The 20,987-nt window shown below is 61.7% G+C and carries 17 protein-coding genes and 2 tRNA genes; 6 read left to right on the top strand and 13 right to left on the bottom strand.

All coding sequences use genetic code 11. From position 1 onward, the window contains the following. Positions 1-2 precede the first annotated feature (2 nt). The 5 genes from LT948_RS26455 to LT948_RS26475 form a co-directional block, all read right to left on the bottom strand. Positions 3-410: a hypothetical protein gene (locus LT948_RS26455; protein ID WP_019682186.1), complete on the bottom strand. Its 408-nt coding sequence runs from the start codon at positions 408-410 to the stop codon at positions 3-5. 118 nt (positions 411-528) lie between these two features. Then, on the bottom strand, positions 529-870 hold the full coding sequence (locus LT948_RS26460) for a hypothetical protein (protein ID WP_003120049.1): 342 nt from the start codon (positions 868-870) through the stop codon (positions 529-531). A 272-nt stretch (positions 871-1,142) separates the two neighbouring features. After that, on the bottom strand, positions 1,143-1,511 hold the full coding sequence (gene lecA, locus LT948_RS26465) for a PA-I galactophilic lectin (protein ID WP_003102492.1): 369 nt from the start codon (positions 1,509-1,511) through the stop codon (positions 1,143-1,145). A 415-nt stretch (positions 1,512-1,926) separates the two neighbouring features. Further along, a tRNA-Leu gene (locus LT948_RS26470) sits at positions 1,927-2,013 on the bottom strand. 113 nt (positions 2,014-2,126) lie between these two features. Continuing rightward, entirely contained in the window at positions 2,127-3,539 is a 1,413-nt protein-coding gene (locus tag LT948_RS26475; protein WP_058150133.1) for an ATP-binding protein, read from the bottom strand. A 76-nt stretch (positions 3,540-3,615) separates the two neighbouring features. On the opposite strand from LT948_RS26475, the gene LT948_RS26480 reads away from it, so the two are divergent. Further along, positions 3,616-4,959 carry an HD domain-containing phosphohydrolase gene (locus LT948_RS26480; protein WP_034025961.1) on the top strand — a complete coding sequence of 448 codons (1,344 nt, stop codon included), beginning with the start codon at positions 3,616-3,618 and terminating at the stop codon, positions 4,957-4,959. 10 nt (positions 4,960-4,969) lie between these two features. Here the strand turns inward: LT948_RS26480 and LT948_RS26485 are convergent, their stop codons facing one another. Both LT948_RS26485 and alkB1 read right to left on the bottom strand, forming a co-directional pair. Then, on the bottom strand, positions 4,970-6,577 hold the full coding sequence (locus tag LT948_RS26485) for a methyl-accepting chemotaxis protein (RefSeq protein WP_003090055.1): 1,608 nt from the start codon (positions 6,575-6,577) through the stop codon (positions 4,970-4,972). 111 nt (positions 6,578-6,688) lie between these two features. Further along, positions 6,689-7,837 (bottom strand): alkane 1-monooxygenase AlkB1, encoded by a 1,149-nt coding sequence (alkB1, locus tag LT948_RS26490; protein WP_003108805.1) that lies wholly within the window; start codon positions 7,835-7,837, stop codon positions 6,689-6,691. Positions 7,838-8,183: 346 nt separating this feature from the next. On the opposite strand from alkB1, the gene LT948_RS26495 reads away from it, so the two are divergent. Further along, entirely contained in the window at positions 8,184-8,786 is a 603-nt protein-coding gene (locus tag LT948_RS26495; protein ID WP_003090061.1) for a nitroreductase family protein, read from the top strand. Between the two features lie 64 nt (positions 8,787-8,850). On the opposite strand, the gene LT948_RS26500 is transcribed toward LT948_RS26495, so the two are convergent. Continuing rightward, positions 8,851-9,750: a DMT family transporter gene (locus LT948_RS26500; RefSeq protein ID WP_003090062.1), complete on the bottom strand. Its 900-nt coding sequence runs from the start codon at positions 9,748-9,750 to the stop codon at positions 8,851-8,853. A gap of 132 nt (positions 9,751-9,882) precedes the next feature. Between LT948_RS26500 and LT948_RS26505 the strand changes: the two genes are divergently transcribed. Together LT948_RS26505 and LT948_RS26510 are read left to right on the top strand one after the other, a co-directional pair. Further along, on the top strand, positions 9,883-10,320 hold the full coding sequence (locus LT948_RS26505) for an Lrp/AsnC family transcriptional regulator (RefSeq protein ID WP_003090065.1): 438 nt from the start codon (positions 9,883-9,885) through the stop codon (positions 10,318-10,320). Positions 10,321-10,334: 14 nt separating this feature from the next. Further along, entirely contained in the window at positions 10,335-10,895 is a 561-nt protein-coding gene (locus tag LT948_RS26510) for a GNAT family N-acetyltransferase (protein ID WP_003090067.1), read from the top strand. A 31-nt stretch (positions 10,896-10,926) separates the two neighbouring features. Here the strand turns inward: LT948_RS26510 and kynA are convergent, their stop codons facing one another. After that, positions 10,927-11,793: a tryptophan 2,3-dioxygenase gene (gene kynA / locus LT948_RS26515; RefSeq protein WP_003090069.1), complete on the bottom strand. Its 867-nt coding sequence runs from the start codon at positions 11,791-11,793 to the stop codon at positions 10,927-10,929. A 325-nt stretch (positions 11,794-12,118) separates the two neighbouring features. Then, the gene (locus LT948_RS26520; RefSeq protein WP_015502810.1) at positions 12,119-12,709 is read right to left on the bottom strand and encodes an NAD(P)H-dependent oxidoreductase; all 591 of its coding nucleotides are present in this window, start codon (positions 12,707-12,709) and stop codon (positions 12,119-12,121) included. A 423-nt stretch (positions 12,710-13,132) separates the two neighbouring features. Here LT948_RS26520 and LT948_RS26525 point away from each other — a divergent pair, with 423 nt between their 5' ends. Beyond that, entirely contained in the window at positions 13,133-14,173 is a 1,041-nt protein-coding gene (locus LT948_RS26525; RefSeq protein WP_003108795.1) for a hypothetical protein, read from the top strand. A gap of 392 nt (positions 14,174-14,565) precedes the next feature. Here the strand turns inward: LT948_RS26525 and LT948_RS26530 are convergent. The 3 genes from LT948_RS26530 to LT948_RS26540 form a co-directional block, all read right to left on the bottom strand. Continuing rightward, positions 14,566-14,639 (bottom strand) — tRNA-Cys (locus tag LT948_RS26530). 290 nt (positions 14,640-14,929) lie between these two features. Continuing rightward, positions 14,930-15,463, bottom strand: a complete 534-nt coding sequence (locus LT948_RS26535; RefSeq protein WP_003090076.1) for a ProQ/FINO family protein — start codon at positions 15,461-15,463, stop codon at positions 14,930-14,932. 90 nt (positions 15,464-15,553) lie between these two features. Further along, positions 15,554-18,532 carry a response regulator gene (locus tag LT948_RS26540; protein WP_033996149.1) on the bottom strand — a complete coding sequence of 993 codons (2,979 nt, stop codon included), beginning with the start codon at positions 18,530-18,532 and terminating at the stop codon, positions 15,554-15,556. 831 nt (positions 18,533-19,363) lie between these two features. Here LT948_RS26540 and LT948_RS26545 point away from each other — a divergent pair. Next, positions 19,364-20,224: a fimbrial protein gene (locus LT948_RS26545; RefSeq protein ID WP_231280958.1), complete on the top strand. Its 861-nt coding sequence runs from the start codon at positions 19,364-19,366 to the stop codon at positions 20,222-20,224. Positions 20,225-20,987 lie beyond the last annotated feature (763 nt).

The raw sequence follows: 20,987 nt of genomic DNA on the forward strand, positions 1-20,987 counted from the left end.
GATCAGGGACTGGCGAGCAAGGCCCAGACCAGATAGATCGAGTAAAGGGTCAGGAGTATCAGTGCCGACAGCACCGCCCTGCTGGCATGGCGCGCAGCCACCCAGCGGGAGTTGCGCCCGCAGCGCCAGACCACGACGAGGCTGAGGCACAGGTAGGCCAGCCTCACCAGCTCGACACCGATCATTCCCCACAAGGTCAGGGCCACCGCATGTTCGCCGGGAGCTTCCTGCATCAGCGGATCGACAATGGCCACCATCGCCTGCCTGGCGGCGACACTGAGCAATAAGAAACCCGCAGCGAAGAACAGCCAGAATGCCTTCCACAGCGGCTGCCCACCGGAAAGGAAACCTCTCGCAGTCAGCTTCTCGTCGGCCAGGTCGGCCTCTGGGGTCTTGTATGGGTGCTCCATGCCCTGAGTCCTCCCTGCAAACGGGCACCCTAGCACATCCCGATCCGCTCGCCTTCTTCAGCGGGCGGCAGACCGTCCGTTGCGCCTCGCGATGTTTCCAGCGCTCGGCCGAGCGTCTCTAGCGCGGGCAGGAGACCTGCGTGCCTTCCACCTTGCGGATGTGATCGCGATAGGAGCCGGAAACCAGGATCGATTGCGTGCCGCCCTTCTCGCTGAGAATGCCATCGCAACTGTAATCGCAGCCAGCCTCGATGCTGAGGCATACGTCCTGTCCCTCGAAACGGTACAGGTTGGCAGGCCACCCCGTGCAATCGTACAGGCCTGCGCCAGGGCATTCGACGGCCTCGAGTCTTCCGGCAACGACGATGGTCGAACCTGCCATGTCCTTGAGTTCCTCCGCGGCGCCAGCGGCAATGGAGAAGAGAGCGGGAAATACAACCAGGGAAAGTCGGCAGGGCATCGGCTTCGGTACTGTCTACTATGTGGACGGAATTCTGAATCGGGTCAGGAATCGATATTCCCGTTCAGACCGAAGCGTGTTGAAGCAGTTCCCCGCCCCCACTCGGTCGGTTTCCCACGACCGCGGCAGCCCCAGGAGTTCGATACCCTTGTCATTGGTAGTCGCAACTGCGAAGCGCTGCCTGTCCGTTCATAACGGCCACACGGGCAACTTCACTTTATTTGTATTTAAAAAAAGAGCCCATTCGGGCCCTTTTTTTCAGAGACAAGTTATCAGGACTGATCCTTTCCAATATTGACGCTGAACGAGCCGGAGTTGTTGCCATAGGTTCCGGGCACGTCGTTGTAGATAAGAGTGATGGCGCCCTGGACATTATTGGGTGCAACCCAACGGAACAACCCGGTATTGACCGGAATGGTTCCGCTGTTGCCAATCTTCATGACCAGTGCGCCACAAAACGCATCGTGGCAGATCAGCCCTTGGTCCGGATGCTCCCGATCGCCCTGCGGCCCCCATTTCTGGGTAGGTCCGTAACTGGCCCAACCGGCGGCGACGATGGTAATGACATCGCCCGGATTGTAGATAATCGACGTTACCTGCCCTGCTTCGTTATTAGCCAGAACCTCACCTTTCCAAGCCATGATTGATCTCCGATATATGAATTCCTGTTCATAAACGAAAGAGGCGAAAAACCCTGATTCGCGATCCTTCCCTGTCAGCAAAGCACAGCAGCGAGAAAGTACCGCCTATCAATTCATGCAGGAGAAAACACAATAATTCCGCCAGTGAATTGAATATATTCGGAAAGGAAATTAAAAAGCAGGAGCAGAAGATAACGACAAAAAAACAAACTTCCAAAGACAACTACTTCAAACTGAACAAACACTCCCGCTCGCCAGCCAGGGCGAACCCTATACGGAGCCGTACTAGAATGAAACGCCTCCAAGGCCGAGGAGGGAAAGAAGGCAACGTCGACTCGTTGACTGCCGCGCGATTGCGGGCCAGAAGAAAATCGGGGAAGGAGCGCAGAAGTCGGCTGAACGCCAGGAAACACGATGGTGCCCGGAGCCGGGGTCGAACCGGCACGGGGTTACCCCCGAGGGATTTTAAGTCCCTTGCGTCTACCGATTTCGCCATCCGGGCAGGATCTCGCTTCAAGTGAGCCGGCAATGGGAACCAAACCGGCATCCCAACCTGAGACCCACCCCAAACGGTAGATAAATCATTGTCTTACGTTACCTTAAGCGGCGCAACAGTTAATTTCCGTGGGCTCCGCCCAGGTTGCCAGGCGATTCCAGGGGAAGCACGATCCGGAAAGCGCTGCCGACTCCCGGCTGGCTGCGTACCTCGATGGTGCCGCCGTGTTTCTGGACGATGCCGTAGGAGAGCGACAACCCCAGGCCGGTCCCCTTGCCTACCGGCTTGGTGGTGAAGAACGGATCGAAGATGCGCGGCAGGATCTCGGGGGAGATGCCCTGCCCCGAGTCTTCCACCTCGATCCAGGCATGCTCCACGGTATGCCCCGTGCGAATCACGATGCGACCCCGCTCCGGCCCCATCGCCTGGGCTGCGTTCATCACCAGGTTCATCACCACCTGGTTGACCTGCGACGGCAGGCACTTCACCTCGGGCAGATCGCCGTATTCGCGGACCACGTCGGCCCGGTACTTCAGTTCGCTGGCGACGATATTGAGGGTCGACTCGATCCCCTGGTGCAGATCGGTCCACTGCCAGTCGTCCTCGGCGTCGACGCGGGAGAAGTTCTTCAGGTCCTGGACGATCTTGCGCACCCGCCCTATTCCCTCCCTGGATTCGCGCAGCAACACAGCGACATCCTCCTTGACGAAGGCCAGTTCGACCCGCTCGCCGAGCTGCTCCAGGCGTCTTGCCAGCGCCTCGTCGCGGATCGCGGGGCGAGCCTCTTCATAGGCTTCAAGTACCTCCAGCAAACGCCTGACGTGCTCCTCCAGGGTGGTGTAGTTGGAGGAAACGTAGCTGATGGGGTTATTGATCTCATGGGCGACGCCGGCGGCCAGGTGGCCGATCGAGGCAAGCTTCTCCGTCTGCACCAGTTGGCTTTCCAGCTCCTTGCGCTCGCCGATCTCTTTCTCCAGCGCCTCCTTGGCCTGGCCGACTTCCTGGGTGATCTCCTGGATGGCAGCCTCCATCCGGCTCATCTGCAATTGGAGGTGAGCCGTCACGTTCCACTTGGCGCTGAGATTGCCGGCCATCTGGCGGACCTCCTGTCCCTGCAAAGGCAGGCCGAGGAGCAGCAGGCGCTCTTCCGCGGCCCACGGCGCCAATAGCGGAAAATCGGCGGGAGGCGCATGCACCACGACCTGCAAGCGGGAGTCGAGACGCCAGAACCGCTCGAGAACGGGAATATCCGCGCCTACCGACGACATCCCGAGAAACACCACGGCATACGGCGCATCGGCCTGGAGGGCCGAGCGTATCCGCCCCAAGGCCTCCTCGGCGCTTCCCGCCGTATCCACCTGGTAGCCCCGCTCAGGCGCCACGGGAGGCGATTCGGCCTCTCGGGTTCCCTGCAACAACCCGCATACACGGTCTCGATCCGCCTGCCGCTCATCGATCACCAGCAAGCGCCGGTTCCTGATGGGTAACGCCTCCATGATCCGCACCTCCGCTCGCCCTGTCGCCGCGTGCATGCCCCTCGTCCAGGCCAGACTCGGACTATGCTTGCCTGAAGCACTCAGGCAAAACTCACCCGGTGGACAGACACTCATGAACGATAGCGCACCTCCTTCCAACGAGACGGAGATCCGCTTCAGCGTACTGCTGGTCGACGACGAGCCGCTGATCCTCAGCAGCCTGCGCCGGCTGCTACGCAACCAGCCCTACGACCTGTTGCTGGCGGAAAGCGGCGAACAGGCCCTGCAACTGCTGGAAAGCCGGCCCGTGGACCTGGTGGTGTCCGACGCCCGCATGCCGAACATGGACGGTGCCGCCCTGCTCGCGGAAATCCATCGCCGCTTCCCGGAAACCATTCGCATCCTGCTCACCGGCCATGCCGACCTGCCGACCATCGCCAAGGCCATCAACGAAGGGCGCATCCACCATTACCTGAGCAAGCCGTGGAACGACGACGAGTTGCTGCTGACCCTGCGCCAGTCGCTCGAATACCTGTATTCCGAGCGCGAGCGGCGGCGCCTGGAGCGACTTACCCAGGAGCAGAACGACCGCCTCCAGCAACTCAACGCCACGCTGGAAAAGCGCGTTCAGGCGCGCACCGCCGAACTGCAGCAGACCGCCGACATGCTCGACCTCGCCTATGAGGAGCTAAAGCGTAGCTACGTGGTCGGCACCGAGGTCTTCTCGCTGCTGGTCAACCAGCGCCTGCCCAAGGACAAGCAGACCAACCAGCAGATCATCGAACTGGTCCGCGCCTGCTGTGCCAGCGGTCTCGTCGACGAATCGGATGGTCGCGACCTGGCGATGGCCGCGGCGCTCTACAACATCGGCAAGCTGAGCTGGAACGACACCCTGCTCCGCTCGCCCTCGGACCTGCTCTATCACCACGACCGCGATCGTTTCCGCGGCTACCCGGAACTCAGCGAGTCGCTGCTGATGTCGCTGGAGCCGATGCAGGACGCCGCCCGCCTGATTCGCCATCACCAGGAGCACTGGGACGGCAGCGGCTATCCGGACCACCTCAAGGGCGAGTCCATCCCCCTAGGCTCGCGCCTCTTGAAGCTGGCGGTGGATTTCGTCGAGTTGCAGCGTGGGCTGATCCTCGAACGGCGCATGAATCGCGACGAAGCGCTGATCTACATCCGCAAGTACGCCGGCCGGCTGTACGACCCCGAGCTGATCGAACCGTTCATCCAAGTCTGCGCGACGACCCTTGCCGACGTCACCCTGGCCGATCCGCAAGTCCGTGCCCATGGCACCCGCGATCTGGTTCCGGGCATGGTGCTGGCGCGCAACCTCACCGCCAACAACGGCATGCTGCTGCTCAACGCGGGCAAGATCCTGAACCTGGCGCTGATCGAGAAGCTGATCGCCTTCGAAGCGATCGAAGGCGCACGCTACACGCTGTTCGTGCGCCTCCCGGAGTCGGCGACCTAGGCGGCTCCCGTCAGATCTTGAAGCGCTCTACCGACGAGCGCATGGTCGCCGCAACCTCGTTCAGGCGCCTGGCGGTGGCGGCCATCTCGTGCATCGCCTGGGTGTTCTGCTGCGAACGCTGGGCGATGAGCTCCACGCGCTGGGCGATTTCATCGCTGGCGCGCGACTGTTCGCGGATGGTCTGGGAAATTTCGTCGACCACCGACGCGGCATGACGGGTTCCATCGAGGATCTCGTTGATCGACACCCCTGCCTGGCGGGCGAACGACACCCCCTCGTTGACCCGGCTCACGCCGGCCTCCATGCTGTTGATCGCTTGCCCCGTGCTGGCGCGGATGCGCTCGATCATCGCGGTGATCTCCTGGGTCGACTGGGTGGTCCGCGCCGCCAGCCCGCGCACCTCGTCGGCGACCACGGCGAAACCGCGCCCGGCCTCTCCGGCCCGCGCCGCCTCGATGGCGGCGTTCAATGCCAGCAGGTTGGTCTGCTCGGCGATCCCCTTGATCACCTGGATGATCGAATGGATCTCGTCCGACGACTGGCCGAGAGCGGTGATGCTGGTGGAGGACTGGTTGACCACGTCGGCGATGCGGCTCATCCCTTCCACCACGTTGAGGATCACCTGTCCGCCACTGCTGGCCAGCTCCTCGGACTTGGCCGAGATCACCCTGGCGTTGTCGGCGTGGTCGGAAATCTGCGAGATATTGGTGATCATCTCTTCCATGCTCGCAGCCATGCTGGTGGCGCTGTCGGCCTGTTGGCTGGCGCCGTGGACGATCGACTGCGAGGTCTGGCCGATGGACTGGGAGGTGTCGTGGAGCTCTTCGCTTTCCTGGCGGATGATGGTGATCATCTGCCGCAGGTTCTCCTGCATCTCGCCCAACGCCCGCTGCAACTGGCCGGCCTCGTCATTGCTGTCGACGCCGATCGGCTCCTGCAGGTTGCCCTGGGCGATCACCCGGGCCGATGAGACCAGTTTGCGCAGCGGCTGCAGGACGGCGCGCAGCAACTGGCGACAGAGCTGTCCGAGGACCAGGCAGGCGACCAGGATGCCGCCCGCGAGCATCCAGGCGGAATAGCGCATGCTGTCTTCGCGCGCCCGGTTGGTCTGCTCGACGTGTTTCTCGATCAGGCTGCTGAGCGCTTCGTTGCGCCCTTCCAGATCCTTGAAGGCCTGGACGAACTGCGGCAGCTCGGCCCGCGCCGCCACGGGATCGAGCAACGCCTTGCCGACGATGCTCTCGGCGGCGCCGATGTAGGCTTCCAGGTCGGGCCGCAACTCGACCAGCGCCTGGTGGATGGCGTCGTTGAGAGGCAGCCCCTGGTTCTGCTCGACTACCTTGCGAAACCACTGACTGTGCTCCTGCAGGTCCTCGCGGACCTGCTCGGCCGCCGCGCCGTCGCCGGGCTGGACCACGAACGCCGCCAGGACGTCGGCGCGCAAGGCGTCGTGCATCATGTCGCCTTCCATGTGGTTGCGCAGCGCATTGACGCTCAGCTCGTTCTCCGTCAGCGCCTTGCCCAACCGCAATTGCCCCCAGAAGCCGACCCCGCCGAGCAGCACCACAGCCACGATGCCGATGGCGCCCGAAGCGAGGATCCTCTGCCGAATGTTCATCCCTGGGCTCCTTTCCATGCGAGATATCGCTAAGGATAGCCAACCCCCGGCAAGGCGGAATTACCCGAACGAAGAGCTATCCGGGCACGGAGCGGGAGGCATCGGCGATGCTCAGGAGGCCGCCGGCCGCTCGCTCTGTTCGGCCGTCAACTGGAACTCTTCGCCCGCATAGTAGGCCCGTACCTTGGGATCCATGACCGCCCGCCACAGCGGCGGGATCAGCGCCAGCACCACCATCCCGGCGTAACCGCTGGGCATCTGCGGGCTATCGTCATAATGGCGGAGGGCCTGGTAGGGGCGTTTGGCGAAGGCATGATGGTCGGAATGCCGTTGCAGATGGAACAGGACCAGGTTGGTGAAGACGAAGTTGCTGTTCCAGGAGTGGGTATGGTTGGTCCGCTCGTAGCGCCCGTCCTCGCCCTTCCGCCGATGCAGGCCGTAGTGCTCGACGTAGTTGATGATTTCCAGCAGGGTCACCGCGACGAACGCCTGGCCAAGGAAGAAAACCATCCCCAGCCAGCCGAACGCCCAACCGAAACCGACCAGCAACGCCAGGCTCAGCAGGTACCACCAGATCAGTTCGTTCTGCCAGCCGAACACCGGCAGGCACTTCTTGCGCAGCCGCACCGCTTCGAGGCGCCAGGCGTTGAGGAAGTTGTACTTGTAGGCATGCGGCAGGAACTGGTAGACCGACTGGCCGAAACGCGCCGACGAAGCGTCCTCCGGGGTGGACACATGCACATGGTGGCCGCGCACATGCTCGACCTTGAACCCCGCGTAGCACACGGCGGCCAGCAGGATGCCACCGGCAGCCTGCTCCAACGCCGAGTCCTTGTGGATCAGCTCATGGGCGACGACGATCCCCACCGCTCCCATCACCGTGCCCATCGAGAGGATCCAGCCCAACCGGCCGAGCCAGCCCCATTCCTGGAAAGCGACGAACACGCCAGCGGCCCAGACCAGCGTGCCGATGAGCACCGGCACCGTGGCCAGGGTCAGCAATACGTAGTAGCCCTGGCCGAGCAACTGCGGCGTCTGGGTTTCCTCGTCTGGGTTGGCCGGGTCACGGCCGAACAGCATGTCCAGCAATGGCCCGATGCCGAATACCGCAATCACCAGGGAAAATGCCCAGAAGGCCGGTTGCGCGCTGTCCTGGGCCATCCAGTAGTTGAACGGCATGGACAACGCCAGCAGCAGCCAGAGCCAATAGGCGTACTTCTTGATGGCCAGCATGGTGGTGGGAGAGAAATTTTCAAACATCGTGCGCTCCAGTTTTTGTCCGACAATCCTACAATCGAACCATCACCGAGCCGGGCCGCCGGGTCACCATCACTAAAGGTTGGCCGCCTCCCTGGCCTCCACCCTGCTTGACCTGAATCAACGGCCAGGTTCTCGCGGGTTTATGCCCATCGACTTTCTCGATATTCCGATTTCATCCGTACTCGCCATCCCTCGCTGTCGGCCTCGCTGGACTGCTGATACCCGGCTTTCCTGGGGAAACAGGACATCCATCGCATCAGTCGATAGGAATCACCGGTTATTTCCCATTGATCTCATCGAGGCCGTCGCTAATATCGAATCCAACTTCCAAACAAGGAGCCTCACGATGTCTGACGCATTCCTCTCCTCCATCAAGAACCGCCGCACCATCTACGCCCTGGACAAGCAACTGCCTATCTCCCAGGAGAAAGTCGTCGAACTGGTCAAGGAGGCCGTCTCGCACAGCCCTTCCGCATTCAACTCGCAGACCTCGCGGGTGGTCGTGCTGTTCGGCGCCGAGCACGAGCAGTTCTGGAACATCGCCAAGGACGAGTTGAAGAAGATCGTTCCCGCCGACGCCTTCGCCGCCACCGAAACCAAGCTCAACTCCTTCGCTGCCGGTGCCGGCACCGTACTGTTCTTCGAAGACCAGACGGTAGTGCGCCAGCTTCAGGAGCAGTTCGCCCTCTACGCCGACAACTTCCCGGTGTGGTCGGAGCAGGCCAGCGGCATGGCCCAGTTCGCGGTCTGGACCGTCCTCGCCGAGCACAAGGTCGGCGCCAGCCTGCAGCACTACAACCCGCTGGTAGATGCCCAGACCCACAAGACCTGGAACCTGCCGGAAAGCTGGAAGCTGCGCGCACAGATGCCTTTCGGCGCCATCGCCGCCCCGGCGGGCGAGAAAGCCTTCATCGCCGAAAGCGAACGCTTCAAGGTTTTCGGCAACTGATCGGCCGAGATCGCTGTAGAAAAGCCCCGCCCCCGTCGCGGGGCTTTTTCTTTTCCCCGCCGCCTCAGCCGCGCCGCACTGCCGGCCCCGGCAGGCGCACGCTCCACCCCTGCTGCATGCCCGCCGCGGCAAGCAGGATGGCGGCCACGCCAAGCCACTGCGCCAGGCTCAGGCGATGTTCGAAGACCAGCCAGTCCACCAGGATCGCCGCGACCGGATAGATGAAGGACAACGCACCGGTCAGCGCCGTCGGCAATTTCTGAATGGCGCCGTAGAGCAGCACGTACATCAGCCCGGTATGGACGATTCCCAGGGTCGCCAGGCTGGCCCAGGGAGCAACGCCCCGGGGCAGTTCGGCAAGGTTCGCCAGCGGTGCGAGCATCAGCACGCCAGTGCCCACCTGGATCAACGCGATAAGATGCGGCGGCGTGCCTTGCAGGCGCTTCACGATCAGCGCGGCAAAGGCATACAGCAGCGCGGCAGCGAGCGCCAGGAGGATACCGAACAGGTAGTCCCCGCGCGGGGCGTCGCTGTCGCCGTGGGCGCTGACGATCGCCAGCATGCCGGCGAACGAAAGCCCCAGCCAGCCCAGCTTGCGCGCCGTGACCTTCTCGCCGAGAAACGCCGCGCCTAGCCCCACCAGCATGAACGGCTGGACGTTGTAGACCGCGGTACCGATGGCGATCGAAGCCCGTGAGTAGGACGCGAACAGCAACACCCAGTTGCCGACGATGAACACCCCGCTGAGGAGCGCCAGCAGGAACGCCTCGCGCCCCAGGCTGCCGCGGCGCAGGAAGCCCAGCACGGCACAGGCGACCAGCAGGGCGGCGAAACCGAATACGCAGCGCCAGAACACCACGTCCAGCACGGGCTGCCCGGAGAGCAGCACCAGCCAGCCAATGGTGCCGCAGATCAGCATGGCCGAAGTCATTTCCAGCGTACCGCGACGGATCGGATCGTTCATGAGCGCTCTCCCGCAAGACAGGCCTATGATTATCCAAAGCCGTCTTCCAGCCCTCCATCGCATTACTCAGGCAAAAAACCGTGACGACCTTTTTTATCAGGGCTATTTTGAAAAAAAACTTTCGAGGCCGACATGACCGACGACATCGACCAACGCCTGATCAACGCCCTCATGGCTGACTCGCGACTGTCCCTCAAGGCCCTCGCCCAGGTCAGCGGACTATCGGCCCCGAGCGTCGCCGAACGCCTGCGCAAACTGGAAGAACGCGGCGTGATCCGCGGCTACACCCTGGATGTCGACCCCCGCTGTTTCGGCTACCAGTTCCAGGCGATCGTGCGCATCCGCCCCCTGCCCGGCAAGCTGCACGAGGTCGAGCGACAGATCCAGGACATCGCCGAGTTCACCGAGTGCGACAAGGTCACCGGTGACGACTGCTTCATCGCCCGCCTCCAGGTCCGTTCGATGGAACAGCTCGACACGCTGCTGGACAGGATCAACGGCTACGCGGAAACCAACACCGCCATCGTCAAGAAGTCCCCGGTTAAACGCCGGCTCCCCCCGATGACCTGAGCGAGGCACTCCGCATGCCCACACCCGGCACGGGTTCCGTCCCGGACCTGCAACTCGTCCCGTTCCAGCTGGAACACTTCCCCACCCTGCAACGCTGGTTCGCCACGGAAAAGGAGCTGGTGCAATGGGCCGGCCCCGCCCTGCGGCATCCGCTGAGCCTCGAGCAGATGCATGAAGACCTCGCGGAAAGCCGCCGGCAACCGCCGCTGCGCCTGCTCTGGAGCGCTTGCCTGGATGGCCAGGTCATCGGCCATTGCCAGTTGCTGTTCGACCGCCGCAACGGCGTCGTCCGCCTGGCTCGCATAGCCCTGGCGCCAAACGCGCGCGGCCAGGGCCTGGGGCTGCCGATGCTGGAGGCGCTGCTCGCCGAGGCTTTCGCCGACGCCGACATCGAGCGCGTTGAATTGAACGTGTACGACTGGAACGCTGCCGCCCGTCATCTCTATCGACGCGCGGGGTTCCGCGAAGAAGGCTTGCGCCGCTCCGCCACCCGGGTCGGCCGGGAACGCTGGAATGTCGTTCTCATGGGGCTTTTGCGGCAAGAGTGGGCGGCGGGAGGCGCCGGCAACGACTGAGGCGCAGGCGGATGCTGCGCCTCATCCGGTACTACAGGTTGGAACGGAGCCGCCACAGTTCGGGGAAGAGGATGGTATCGAGCATGCTGCGCAGATACCCCACTCCCTCGGTTCCGCCCGTGCCGGGTTTGAAACCGATGATGCGCTCCACCGTGGTCACGTGACGGAAGCGCCACTGGCGGAACGAATCCTCCAGGTCGATCAGTTTTTCCGCCAACTGATACAGGTCCCAGTAGCGCTCCGGCGCCTGGTAGACCTGTCGCCACGCCGCCTCCACCGAGGCCTCGTAACAGGTGCCGGCCGCCGCGTCCCGGACGAGCCGCTCCTGGCTTACCGGCAGCCCCTGGGCGGCCATCAGGCGGATCGCTTCGTCGTATAGCGACGGCGTATGCAGGGCCTGCTCCAAGGCTGCCAGCAGCTCGGCGCGGTGAGCATGGGGCTTGAGCAGGGTGGCGTTCTTGTTGCCGAGGATGAATTCGATCTCGCGGTACTGGTAGGACTGGAAACCGGAAGACTGGCCCAGGTACGGGCGGATGGTGTTGTACTCGGTCGGCGTCATGGTGGCCAGCACCGCCCAGGCGTGTACCAGCTGGTCGAAGATCCGCGAGACCCTGGCGAGCATTTTCAGCGCCGGACCGAGCTTGCCTGACTTGACGTGCTCCCGGGCGGCCCGCAGTTCGTGGAGCATCAGCTTCATCCATAGCTCCGAGGTCTGGTGCTGGATGATGAACAGCATTTCGTTGTGGTCGGGCGAAAGCGGGAACTGGGCGTCCAGGACCTTGTCCAGCTTCAGGTAATCGCCGTAGCTCATCGCATGGGTGAAGTCCAGGGCGGCGTTATGCCACTCAGCCTCTCCGTCCGTTTCTCCCTGGGCCTGGGAGTGAGGGCAAGGACACATGTGAATCTCCTGAATTCGGCGGCAGGCGTCGGAAGTCGATGAGCGACCTGCCGGCAACGTTGTCGGGGGGTGGCTTCGACGCGGTCGAAGCGCGCTCATTTTACGATGCGCCCATTCGAATATTCGTGCAAAGCATCCTTTCCTCCCCGTCCCCGATGAAATCTAATTCGACGGATCGATGGAAAAATCGAATTTCGGATCACTCGCGGGTCGTGGCCGACAAAAGCCCGGATAGCGGATCCGTGACCGTTAGGCCTCGTCCCGAGAGCCTGGATTTCGATCCGCCACTCCATCCAGCGAAGCGACACGAGGCCCGCCGTCGAACTCAGCCGGCGCGCCCGAACACCCTGTCCAGGTGCGCCTGGTAGGCAGCGACGGCAGCCGGGACGTCCGGGCGCTTCATCACATCCACCGCGAGGAACGTCGGCAGGCCGGACATGCCGAGGAACTGGTTGGCCTTGTGGAAGGGGAAATACACCGCATCCACGCCTTTCCCTTCGAAGAAGTCGCTCGGATCGTCGAACGCCTGCCGTGGTGCATTCCAGGTCGCCGAGATCATGTAGCGCTTGCCCTGCACCAGACCGCCGCTGCCATATTTCTGCGTGCTGTCGGAGCGGGTACGGCCGTCGTTGGCATAGAGGCTGCCATGACCGGCCGTGAAGACTTCGTCGATGTAGCGCTTCACCGTCCATGGCGCGCCCATCCACCAGCCGGGCATCTGGTAGATCACCACGTCGGCCCAGAGGAACTTGTCCACCTCCGTCGGGATGTCATAGCCACCGTCGATGAAGGTCTGGCGCAGGTCGAAGCCACGGCGGTCCAGATGGGCCAGGGCGGTTTCGTGCAGGGTCTGGTTGAGGCGACCGTCGGAATGGGCGAAACGCTTTCCGCCGTTGAGCAGGAGAATGTTTTTCATGGTGTTCCGTACATGCTGGAACCGCAGCGGAGATGCCTGCCGATCCCGGGTTGAAGAGAGCGGCAGGTTAGATAGGCGCAGGGAACGGAAAAAGTCGTACGGCGGTAAAACAGATTTGATCCGCACTCACGAATCGCCAGAAGAGCTGGGATGCGCGTCTTCATTGCGCTCCCACGCAGCCAGCCCTCGATGACCGGCACGAACTCTACCCGCAGCGAGCCATCACCAACGCAGTACGCACTGGCTCGCCAGCATTCGAACGCATGTGAGTACCCAGGATTGCAGCAACAGGCTGTGACGCGCTCGACTCAAACGCTCCTTCCTACGCGCGGGACGAACGCTCCTTGGGAATCCGCAAGGAGTAGATTAGGATTCTTCCCGCACTCGCCTTAAGTCATTGGCCCGTATAGATAAGGATATCTCATGAAAACCATCGCTCGGCGTCTGAGCCCCTTCGCGATCCTGCTCCCGGCAAGCCTGTTGTCAGCCTGCGCCTCCCTAGGCAACGCCGGACTCGGCGGCTCCCAGCAGAATCCCACCAACCAGCTCCTGAACATGATCGATGAGGCTACCCGCGAAGGCATGTCCGTGGTGCTGGTACCGGCGCTCATGCCCAACAAGAGCGTGACGGACCTCTCCAGCTACTCGCATCGGGTCATATTCAAGAACAAGGACGTGCCTGGGATCGCCTACATGCAGGCCTTTGCCAACAACGACCTGGAGAAGATCAAGGAAGCCGTCTATCTGTGGGACTTCCTCGAGGTCAACATCGTCCCGCCGGGAACCTACCTGCTGTCCGGAGGGATCGACTACAAGATCGACAGCACCCTTGCCCAGATCAAGGCGCCAAAGGGGCAGCCGGCTGCCAGCCCACTTGGTTCGGTGAACCTGTCCGCCGTGCTGTATCGCCGGTTCGTGAAGGAGAACTACTGGCGCGACGCCTCCTATGCAGACAAAACCTACACACAGAATGTCTGCAGCGCCGTGCACATGGCCTCCGGCCAATGCGTGGGCTGGACCGAGCAGCAATACAGCCAGCGGGAAATGGTCTCGGATGCCGGTTGGGCCGAAGGCACGAAGATCGAGGATGTCCCCTCCATCAAGCTGCAAGCGCAGATACCCGACGCCTATGCCCCGCTGTCCTTCACCATTCAGCCTGGGCAGATCCTGCTCAGCGATCGGTTCCACTTGAAGACCCCGGCCGTGAGCTATGACAGGAAGACCTGCAAGGCCGTGGACACGCAAAACATCAAGTGCACCTTGCAGGATCTCCAGGTCTTCATGAGGCCAGCGCCCATGGAGCTGACGAAAAGGTTCATCGATCGCGAGCAGCCAAGGCTTGATGAAACGGGCCGCCAGGTGCTCGCGCGGATCCAGCCGATGAAAACCGAGATACTCGGCGAAGCAGGCATGGAAGACCTGACCTGGGGCCTGCCGGTTTCCTTGAAACGCAAGGCAAGATGAAACGGGCCCTCCGCCAAGCGCCTTCCGCTCGCGGTCGCCACAACGGTTGATCGATAGAGGCCCGGAAGGCAGGCGGCAGGACAGACCGGCTCGGCTGGTCATGTTCGATGACGACCAGCCGATGACCGACCCAGACCGGATCTTGCGTCCAGATAAAAGCCGCGCACGGGGCTGAATTGCAGGCAACGGCCGAAAACGTGACAGGTGCAGGGGTACTCCTCGGACACTCCGGGAAAGTAGTAATTACGGAGCGGCTTATCGGGAGAGGGAGGCGGTTGCGAGGCCGTAAAAGTATGAAAGCGTTATGGGGACACCCCAAGGAACTTGCTTCAGCAATACCGGACAGGAAAGAAAAAAGCCCCGTAACTCACTGAGCTACGGGGCTTTCCTGTTGGAGGCTGAGGTCGGAATCGAACCGGCGTTCACGGATTTGCAATCCGGTGCATAACCACTCTGCTACTCAGCCTTTGAGCGAAGCGACATGCGTTTGGCATATCGCTGAAATCTCTTTCCTGGTGCGATTTTGAACTTATAACCCTTTGATTTCAAAAGATTTTTAGCTCACCCATCGCTGGAATGGACGCAATTATGGACGGATTCGCCGGGCTTGGCAAGCGCTCTACGAAAAAAACTTTGCAGATCAGGCTATTGCGTAGCACAAGCCGGGAGAAACGGGCCCAGACGTCCGCGAAATGGGCCCCGCGGCGACCGACAACCGAGGAGCGCGCCAGGACCCGACGCGCCCTGCCCCGGCGATCAGTTCGCCTCGGGACTCGCTTCGGTTGCGGGCGCTTCAGGCGTCGGCGCCTCCGTGGCGGCCGGCGCTTCGCTACCTGCCTGGGCACGCTTGGCGCGCTTCTCGCGCATCTGCTCGCGCTGCCGGCGAGACGCCTGCCGCCGCGCATACACCGCCTGCTCGGCGGTTACCTTGCCGGCAACCTGGCCTTGCAGATCCAGCCGCGGCGCATCTTCCACCATGCAACTCCAGTAGCGGCTGCCCTGGCACCAGGTGGCGATGGCCTGTTTCAGTTGTTCGGCGGTGATTCCCAGTAGCTCGAGGTGCTGCTGCGCATCCTGGAGGATGCCCTGCTTGAGCGGAACCTTGGCCGCGGGGCTTTTCGGAAACGCCAGCGGGAAATGCCGTTGCAGCCTCCAGATAGCCTCGACTCCCGGCTCGACGGCTTCACGTTTCTTCGCGCGTCCCGCGGAGCTTTTGGTTTGAGCCGGTTTCGCCTGCGCCGCCTGTGCGCGCAGACGGTCTCTCAGCTCGGCAAGTTGTTCAAAACCCATCGTTCGCTTCACTAGTGCTGGTTCATTTCTGCGAGAGATTACCCGATACATCCGCTCGCGGCACGCAAAACGGCAACCAGTCGGGCACTTTCATTGCGAATCGACGCTCGTAGGCATGAGCGGCTCTCCCCCGTTCAGCGCCCGAGCGAGCTCATCGAGCGTAGTCGGCTTGAACAGGACCCGGTCCATGCCGGCAGCCAGGCAACGCTCCAGCGCATCCTTCTCGGCGCTGGCGGTAAGTGCTATCACCAAGCAGCGACGCCGACCGCCAAGGGCTTCTTGCGAGCGGATCCGTCGCGCCAGCTCGTAGCCATCCATCCGCGGCATCATGCCGTCGGTAATCACGACGTCGAAGTCTTCGCCCTGCCAACGTTCGAATGCTTCCTCGCCATCTTCCGTGGAGGTCACCCGGTGCCCAAGGCTTTCCAATTGCATGGTCAGGGTCAGCCGATTGAACGGATGGTCTTCCGCAAGCAATATCGAGAGCGCCCTTGCCTCTTTCCGCTCCTCGACCTCGGTAACTCCGGAACGCGCTTCGGCGGACTCGCTGGGCGGAGGTTCGGTCAGCGGAAGATCGAACTCGACCGAGAAGCAGGAGCCGTTGCCCAGCTCGCTGCGCAGGCTGATCTGGCCGCCCATCAGGTGTACCAGGCGTCGGCTGATGTACAACCCCAGGCCGCTGCCGGACGCCTGGCCAAGCGCAGGCGAGCCGACCTGCGAGAATGGCCGGAACAGCCTGGCCTGGTCCTCCTCCGAAATACCGAGGCCGGTGTCGCTTACCTCGAGCAGCAAATGAAGCCTCTCCGCCTCGCGCCGCCCCACCGCCCGCACCGTTACCCCACCGCGCTCGGTGAACTTGATGGCGTTGCCCAGCAAGTTGAACAACACCTGCTTGAAATGCAGGGGATCCACCAGCACCCACTGCTCGAGATCCCCGTCGAGTTCCAGTGCCAGGGAAAGATTCTTCTGCCGCGTCAGCCCGCCAACCAGCGGCAGGATCCCTCTGATCAACTCGCCAGGAAGCACTGGTTCGGGAGCGGAATCGAACCGACCGGATTCGATCCGCGACAAATCGAGAATATTGCCCAGCAGAAGCAGCAACCCCTGGGCAGCTTCCTGGGCGATGCTCAGCGAATCGAGATCCAACACGCCCTTCTCGCCCTTTTTCAGCACCAGCTCCTGCAAGCCGATGACCGCGTTCAATGGCGTGCGGATCTCGTGACTCATCGTCGAAAGAAACACGCTCTTGGCACGGTTGGCAGCGTCGGCTTGCTCTTCTGCCTGGCGGGTCTTGCGCACCTGGCGCATCAGGTAGAAACCCCAGATGAGAGAGATGGAAATCAGTACGCCGAACAATCCGCCGATCTGCAGAATCTTGCTCCGGTGATCGCGCCAGAAGTCCGTCCCTCCCTTGGCGAAGCGAGGCTCCCAGCGGTGGAGGATTTCCGCCACTTCTTCCGGAGCGATCGCCAGCTGCGCCTTCTCCAGGATGCCCTGCAGCTCGGGCTGGTTCCTCGCCACACCGATGCTGATCGGAATGGAGAGATCATCGAGGATACCGACGACCTGGATCCGGTTGTCGAAATGCTGGGCGGACAGATAGCGACCGGTATAATCGCTGCTGATAGAAGCCTCGCTCTGTCCGGCATCGACGCTTTGCATCGCGGCGAGAAAGGTCGGATAGACCTGGAGCTTGATCTCAGGGTGATCGCGCCGAATGGTGTCGTTGAGGAAATAGCCAACCGTCGTGGCCAATCGCTTGCCGTCGAGATCCGCGAGGCCATGGACACGCTCCAGCCGTTCGCCCCGGCCGCCCCGGCTGGCGCTCATCAGCACCGTGGTGCTACGCAGGTAGGGAGTCAGGACCTCGAGGCCGGAATCGAGACGCTCCGTCGAGGGCATGGTCGGCGTAACCAACGCCTCGCCCACATCCAGTCGACGTTTCGCCTCGACGAAGTTTCGGGCTCCGCTGAAGGAAAACTGCAGGCCGCTGCGCTTGCCGATCAGGTCCAGATAGTCACGCCCGATACCGCTCAGCCGCCCCTCGCTATCCAGTTGCCCGAGCGCGCCAAGGGAATGGTTGATCACCACCGGCACGACCGGATGCGTGGAGAGCCAACGCTGTTCCGCCGGCGCAAGCGTCACCCTGGGCTCGTCGAAACGCAGGCGCCGCCCGGCGCTCCAACTGCGCAACAGTTCGTCGCCGTAGCGCCCATTGATACGCGGCAGGGCTCGATCGAGGACCGCGAGCAGAGGCTCATCCCCCGGCCGGAGCAGGAAACGGAAACCCTGGCTGTCGATGGGCGCGAAGTTCTCGATACGCAAGTTCAGCAGGTAATGGGTCTGGATGAGATAGTGCGCAGAGACGGCGTCACCCAGCACGCCATCGACGTCCCCCATGCTCAGCGCTTCCAGGGCAAGCTGCGGCGAGTCGAACCAGATGACCTTGCTGTGCGGATAGGCGGCCTTGATACGTTCGGCGGGAAGATAACCCTTGACCGTGGCCAGCCAGGACTCCGCCTGCGAATCGAACGGGGCGCCGCTGGAAGACACCAGTACCGGCCGGTCGGAAAGATACGCAGCGGATGCCAGCAATCCGTGTTGCCGGGCCTCGACCTCGCTACCGACACCGAGCAGATCGATCTCTCCCCGCGACAACGCAGCGATTGCCGCCTGCCGCGACGGAAAGTCCCTGACGCGCAACGGCCGCTCGAACACCAGGGCCAGGTAATCGGCCGTGAAGCCCTTGTAGGAACCTGCATAGAAGATGGATAGCGGCGGATAGTCGGGAGAAACCACGCCTATCGTCAGCGGCTCCCGGGCATCCAGCCACTGCCTGGCTCGTTTGTCGAGCCAGGGGCGCGTCGTTGTCGTCATACGACCATCGAGCAGGATGGATTCGGCCGCGACGGGCAGCGGCTGCAGGATGATCGGCAACAGGCAAAAGACCGCGGACAGCAACGACCTTGTCAGCATGTCGAGTCTTCGATGGCAAAGTTCTCCGGCCGGATAGAGGGCATGGCATCCGCGCCCCAGAGCCTGCGGACACATCGGCACCGATGTCGCCATGTTAGCAGGTGAACGGGTATTTTTCCCAGACAGCCGTGGCGGAAACGAGCGGCTGCCGGTGTTTTTACGCTGATACGAAAAAAGGGCCTCTCGATCCTTTTCGAGGTTCTGCAGAACTTGGTGAAATCTGCATATCGATATCCTGGAGCGGGAAACGAGCCTCCATGATACTGACTCCAAAGGAGAGCCTTGCACTCACCTCGGATCGATGGAGTGAATTAAGGACTAGTCTTCGAGACAGGACAGGCAGGCACAGTCGAGGAACGCCAGGCAGCCATTGCGTGGCCCTTCCCATGAGTTCCTTTCCCAGCCTTCCGCGCCACGGCTTTTCCCGAAGCCGCTCCACGAACGCTTCATCCTGCGGCCGCAGCTCCTGCCCCATAGCATCGCAGGAAGACCGCCTTGCGATGAATCCGCCGACAGGATGCGAGGCACTACGCCTGGCAAGCATTCCCGCCAGAGACCTGCGCAACCTCAAGTGTTATGGCTGGTTGAGAGGATCAGATTCCAGCATTACTTCCAATCAGAAAGTTAAGAAATTTCATACAAGCCCCCCGGACCGGTCCTGTCTCAGTTGAAAGACCAGGGATGGAATAATCAGCGTGAGCAAATCATCCCACGAGTTCAAGGGTTCCCGTGAAAAAGCCAGCCCCCGCACACGTCAAGCTACTCTTCTGCATTGGTATATCGACCGCTGGATGCCTTTGGTCGCTCTCCTCGGTGGCCTATTGCGGCAAGCCTGAACTACCTACCAAGACCCCCCTGCCGATACAGAGCCTCCAATCCGTTTTCACCTTGAAGCACGCACCGATCGGTAAATCGATGGGAACAATGACCGTGCAAGTCGGCTCAGGAGAAACTCTAGGTGGCTGGGCGTGGTGCGGAAGTGACGGAAAGCCCGGACAATTCGGTTTTACAGCTCCCAAAACGACCCTCATTCCAATAGATGGAAATGGCCTCTATGAGTCTGGAGTGCCAGGGGTCGGTATCAGAATTGGACACCGAGCACGCTATAACTGGACCGAACCGACAGCAGCTCCCGCCACCTACCCCACGGGCAACATCGGCACCATGCGCTATATGCCCACTGTTCTCGTAGTTGATTTCATCCGAACCGCAATGGGGGTAGGAAAGGGAGACATCTCCCCTTTTAACTACTCAACCAATTTTTTCATCGATACCAACTACACAAATCCATCCAGGGCTGAATTCACCATAGAGGGATATAACCTTCGCGCAACGCTTGAACATAACGCTTTCTTCACCACGTGCAGCACACAAAAGTCGACCATTGATGTCAACATGGGGCGCCCAACGGCCTATGACATCAAAAGAGGGGCTGCGCCAGATCATGGCTTTTCACTGGATGTTGTATGCGAAGGGCTCAATCCGAGCATCAAACCTCCTGTGAAGGTCTACTTTGAAGGAAACTCGATCCAGGATGGCCTGTTGAACCTCACAGGCAGAGGAGAAGCCGGTGTAGCCCAAGGAGTCGGCATTTCGTTGATGTCCAGTAAAGGAGCGGCATTGCCATTCACCCAAGCCAAGGCCCTGCCCCTGGACTGGCTGGCCAGCGGTGCTGGGACGGAGATGTACCGCTTTGTGGGATCGGCTCGCTATGTCGCCACTGGCGGAAAAATCACCGCGGGTAAAGCTGACTCCATTTTGACCTACATCCTGGAGTACAACTAACCCAGCAGAACCGGTCGGCCGAAGCGAACCGAACCCGGCCCACACTGCGGAGGCGACGCCGATGCCCACCAGCTTCCGGAATGAGAGCCTCCCCGTCGGCTCCGCCTAAGTTGAATACTTAGAGATAAGGGGGCTCGCTCTGCACGTAACTCATCGACCGCATGAACGGGTCAAATCGCGGGAACCGACCCAATGCCGGGTCGTCGATGCGACAGGGCATTCCGATGACTCGGTAGATGTATCTTCGAGAAGGCGCCCCTTCCACACACCGGGCTTCCCGGCACTCCTGTGTTCGTTGCTCGCAAGAGCCGAGCGCATGCGATCAATTCGCGGACACGACGCATTGGCTGCGAGCCTCTTTGAGAGCGACTTCAGGATAGCTGCCCGACCAAGCGCCTTTTGCTTGTCCTTCCAGCGATAGGGGAAATGCCGGCTCTTGCCATCCTCGGGCGAAACAGCCAGGGAAAGGCCATCGATGACCAAGGCTATATGGACCTTGCCGGTGGCCTTCGACTGCCGAATGGCAGCGCACCATGCTCAATGCTCTATTGCGCGGATCAAGGGATAGACGATCTGTAGCCGCCGCCCAGCACTGATGCACTAAAGAATGGACTAGAAGATGCTGGCCGATGCCGGGCCGATGGAACCCGCCGAAACGAAAAAAGGGCCCTAAGGCCCTTTTTTCAATGACCTACAGGCAAGCCTGTGGATCTATATCTGGAGCGGGAAACGAGACTCGAACTCGCGACCCCGACCTTGGCAA

The sequence above is a fragment of the Pseudomonas sp. CP-1 genome, from assembly GCF_021213715.1.
GTDB classification, from domain to species: Bacteria; Pseudomonadota; Gammaproteobacteria; order Pseudomonadales; family Pseudomonadaceae; genus Pseudomonas; species Pseudomonas aeruginosa.

Bases quoted from the DNA above. Each gene is read 5' to 3' on its own strand.
- LT948_RS26455 (WP_019682186.1), bottom strand. From the start codon at position 410: ATGGAGCACCCATACAAGACCCCAGAGGCCGACCTGGCCGACGAGAAG.
- LT948_RS26460 (WP_003120049.1), bottom strand. From the start codon at position 870: ATGCCCTGCCGACTTTCCCTGGTTGTATTTCCCGCTCTCTTCTCCATT.
- lecA (WP_003102492.1), bottom strand. From the start codon at position 1,511: ATGGCTTGGAAAGGTGAGGTTCTGGCTAATAACGAAGCAGGGCAGGTA.
- LT948_RS26475 (WP_058150133.1), bottom strand. From the start codon at position 3,539: ATGCACGCGGCGACAGGGCGAGCGGAGGTGCGGATCATGGAGGCGTTA.
- LT948_RS26480 (WP_034025961.1), top strand. From the start codon at position 3,616: ATGAACGATAGCGCACCTCCTTCCAACGAGACGGAGATCCGCTTCAGC.
- LT948_RS26485 (WP_003090055.1), bottom strand. From the start codon at position 6,577: ATGAACATTCGGCAGAGGATCCTCGCTTCGGGCGCCATCGGCATCGTG.
- alkB1 (WP_003108805.1), bottom strand. From the start codon at position 7,837: ATGTTTGAAAATTTCTCTCCCACCACCATGCTGGCCATCAAGAAGTAC.
- LT948_RS26495 (WP_003090061.1), top strand. From the start codon at position 8,184: ATGTCTGACGCATTCCTCTCCTCCATCAAGAACCGCCGCACCATCTAC.
- LT948_RS26500 (WP_003090062.1), bottom strand. From the start codon at position 9,750: ATGAACGATCCGATCCGTCGCGGTACGCTGGAAATGACTTCGGCCATG.
- LT948_RS26505 (WP_003090065.1), top strand. From the start codon at position 9,883: ATGACCGACGACATCGACCAACGCCTGATCAACGCCCTCATGGCTGAC.
- LT948_RS26510 (WP_003090067.1), top strand. From the start codon at position 10,335: ATGCCCACACCCGGCACGGGTTCCGTCCCGGACCTGCAACTCGTCCCG.
- kynA (WP_003090069.1), bottom strand. From the start codon at position 11,793: ATGTGTCCTTGCCCTCACTCCCAGGCCCAGGGAGAAACGGACGGAGAG.
- LT948_RS26520 (WP_015502810.1), bottom strand. From the start codon at position 12,709: ATGAAAAACATTCTCCTGCTCAACGGCGGAAAGCGTTTCGCCCATTCC.
- LT948_RS26525 (WP_003108795.1), top strand. From the start codon at position 13,133: ATGAAAACCATCGCTCGGCGTCTGAGCCCCTTCGCGATCCTGCTCCCG.
- LT948_RS26535 (WP_003090076.1), bottom strand. From the start codon at position 15,463: ATGGGTTTTGAACAACTTGCCGAGCTGAGAGACCGTCTGCGCGCACAG.
- LT948_RS26540 (WP_033996149.1), bottom strand. From the start codon at position 18,532: ATGGCGACATCGGTGCCGATGTGTCCGCAGGCTCTGGGGCGCGGATGC.
- LT948_RS26545 (WP_231280958.1), top strand. From the start codon at position 19,364: ATGACCGTGCAAGTCGGCTCAGGAGAAACTCTAGGTGGCTGGGCGTGG.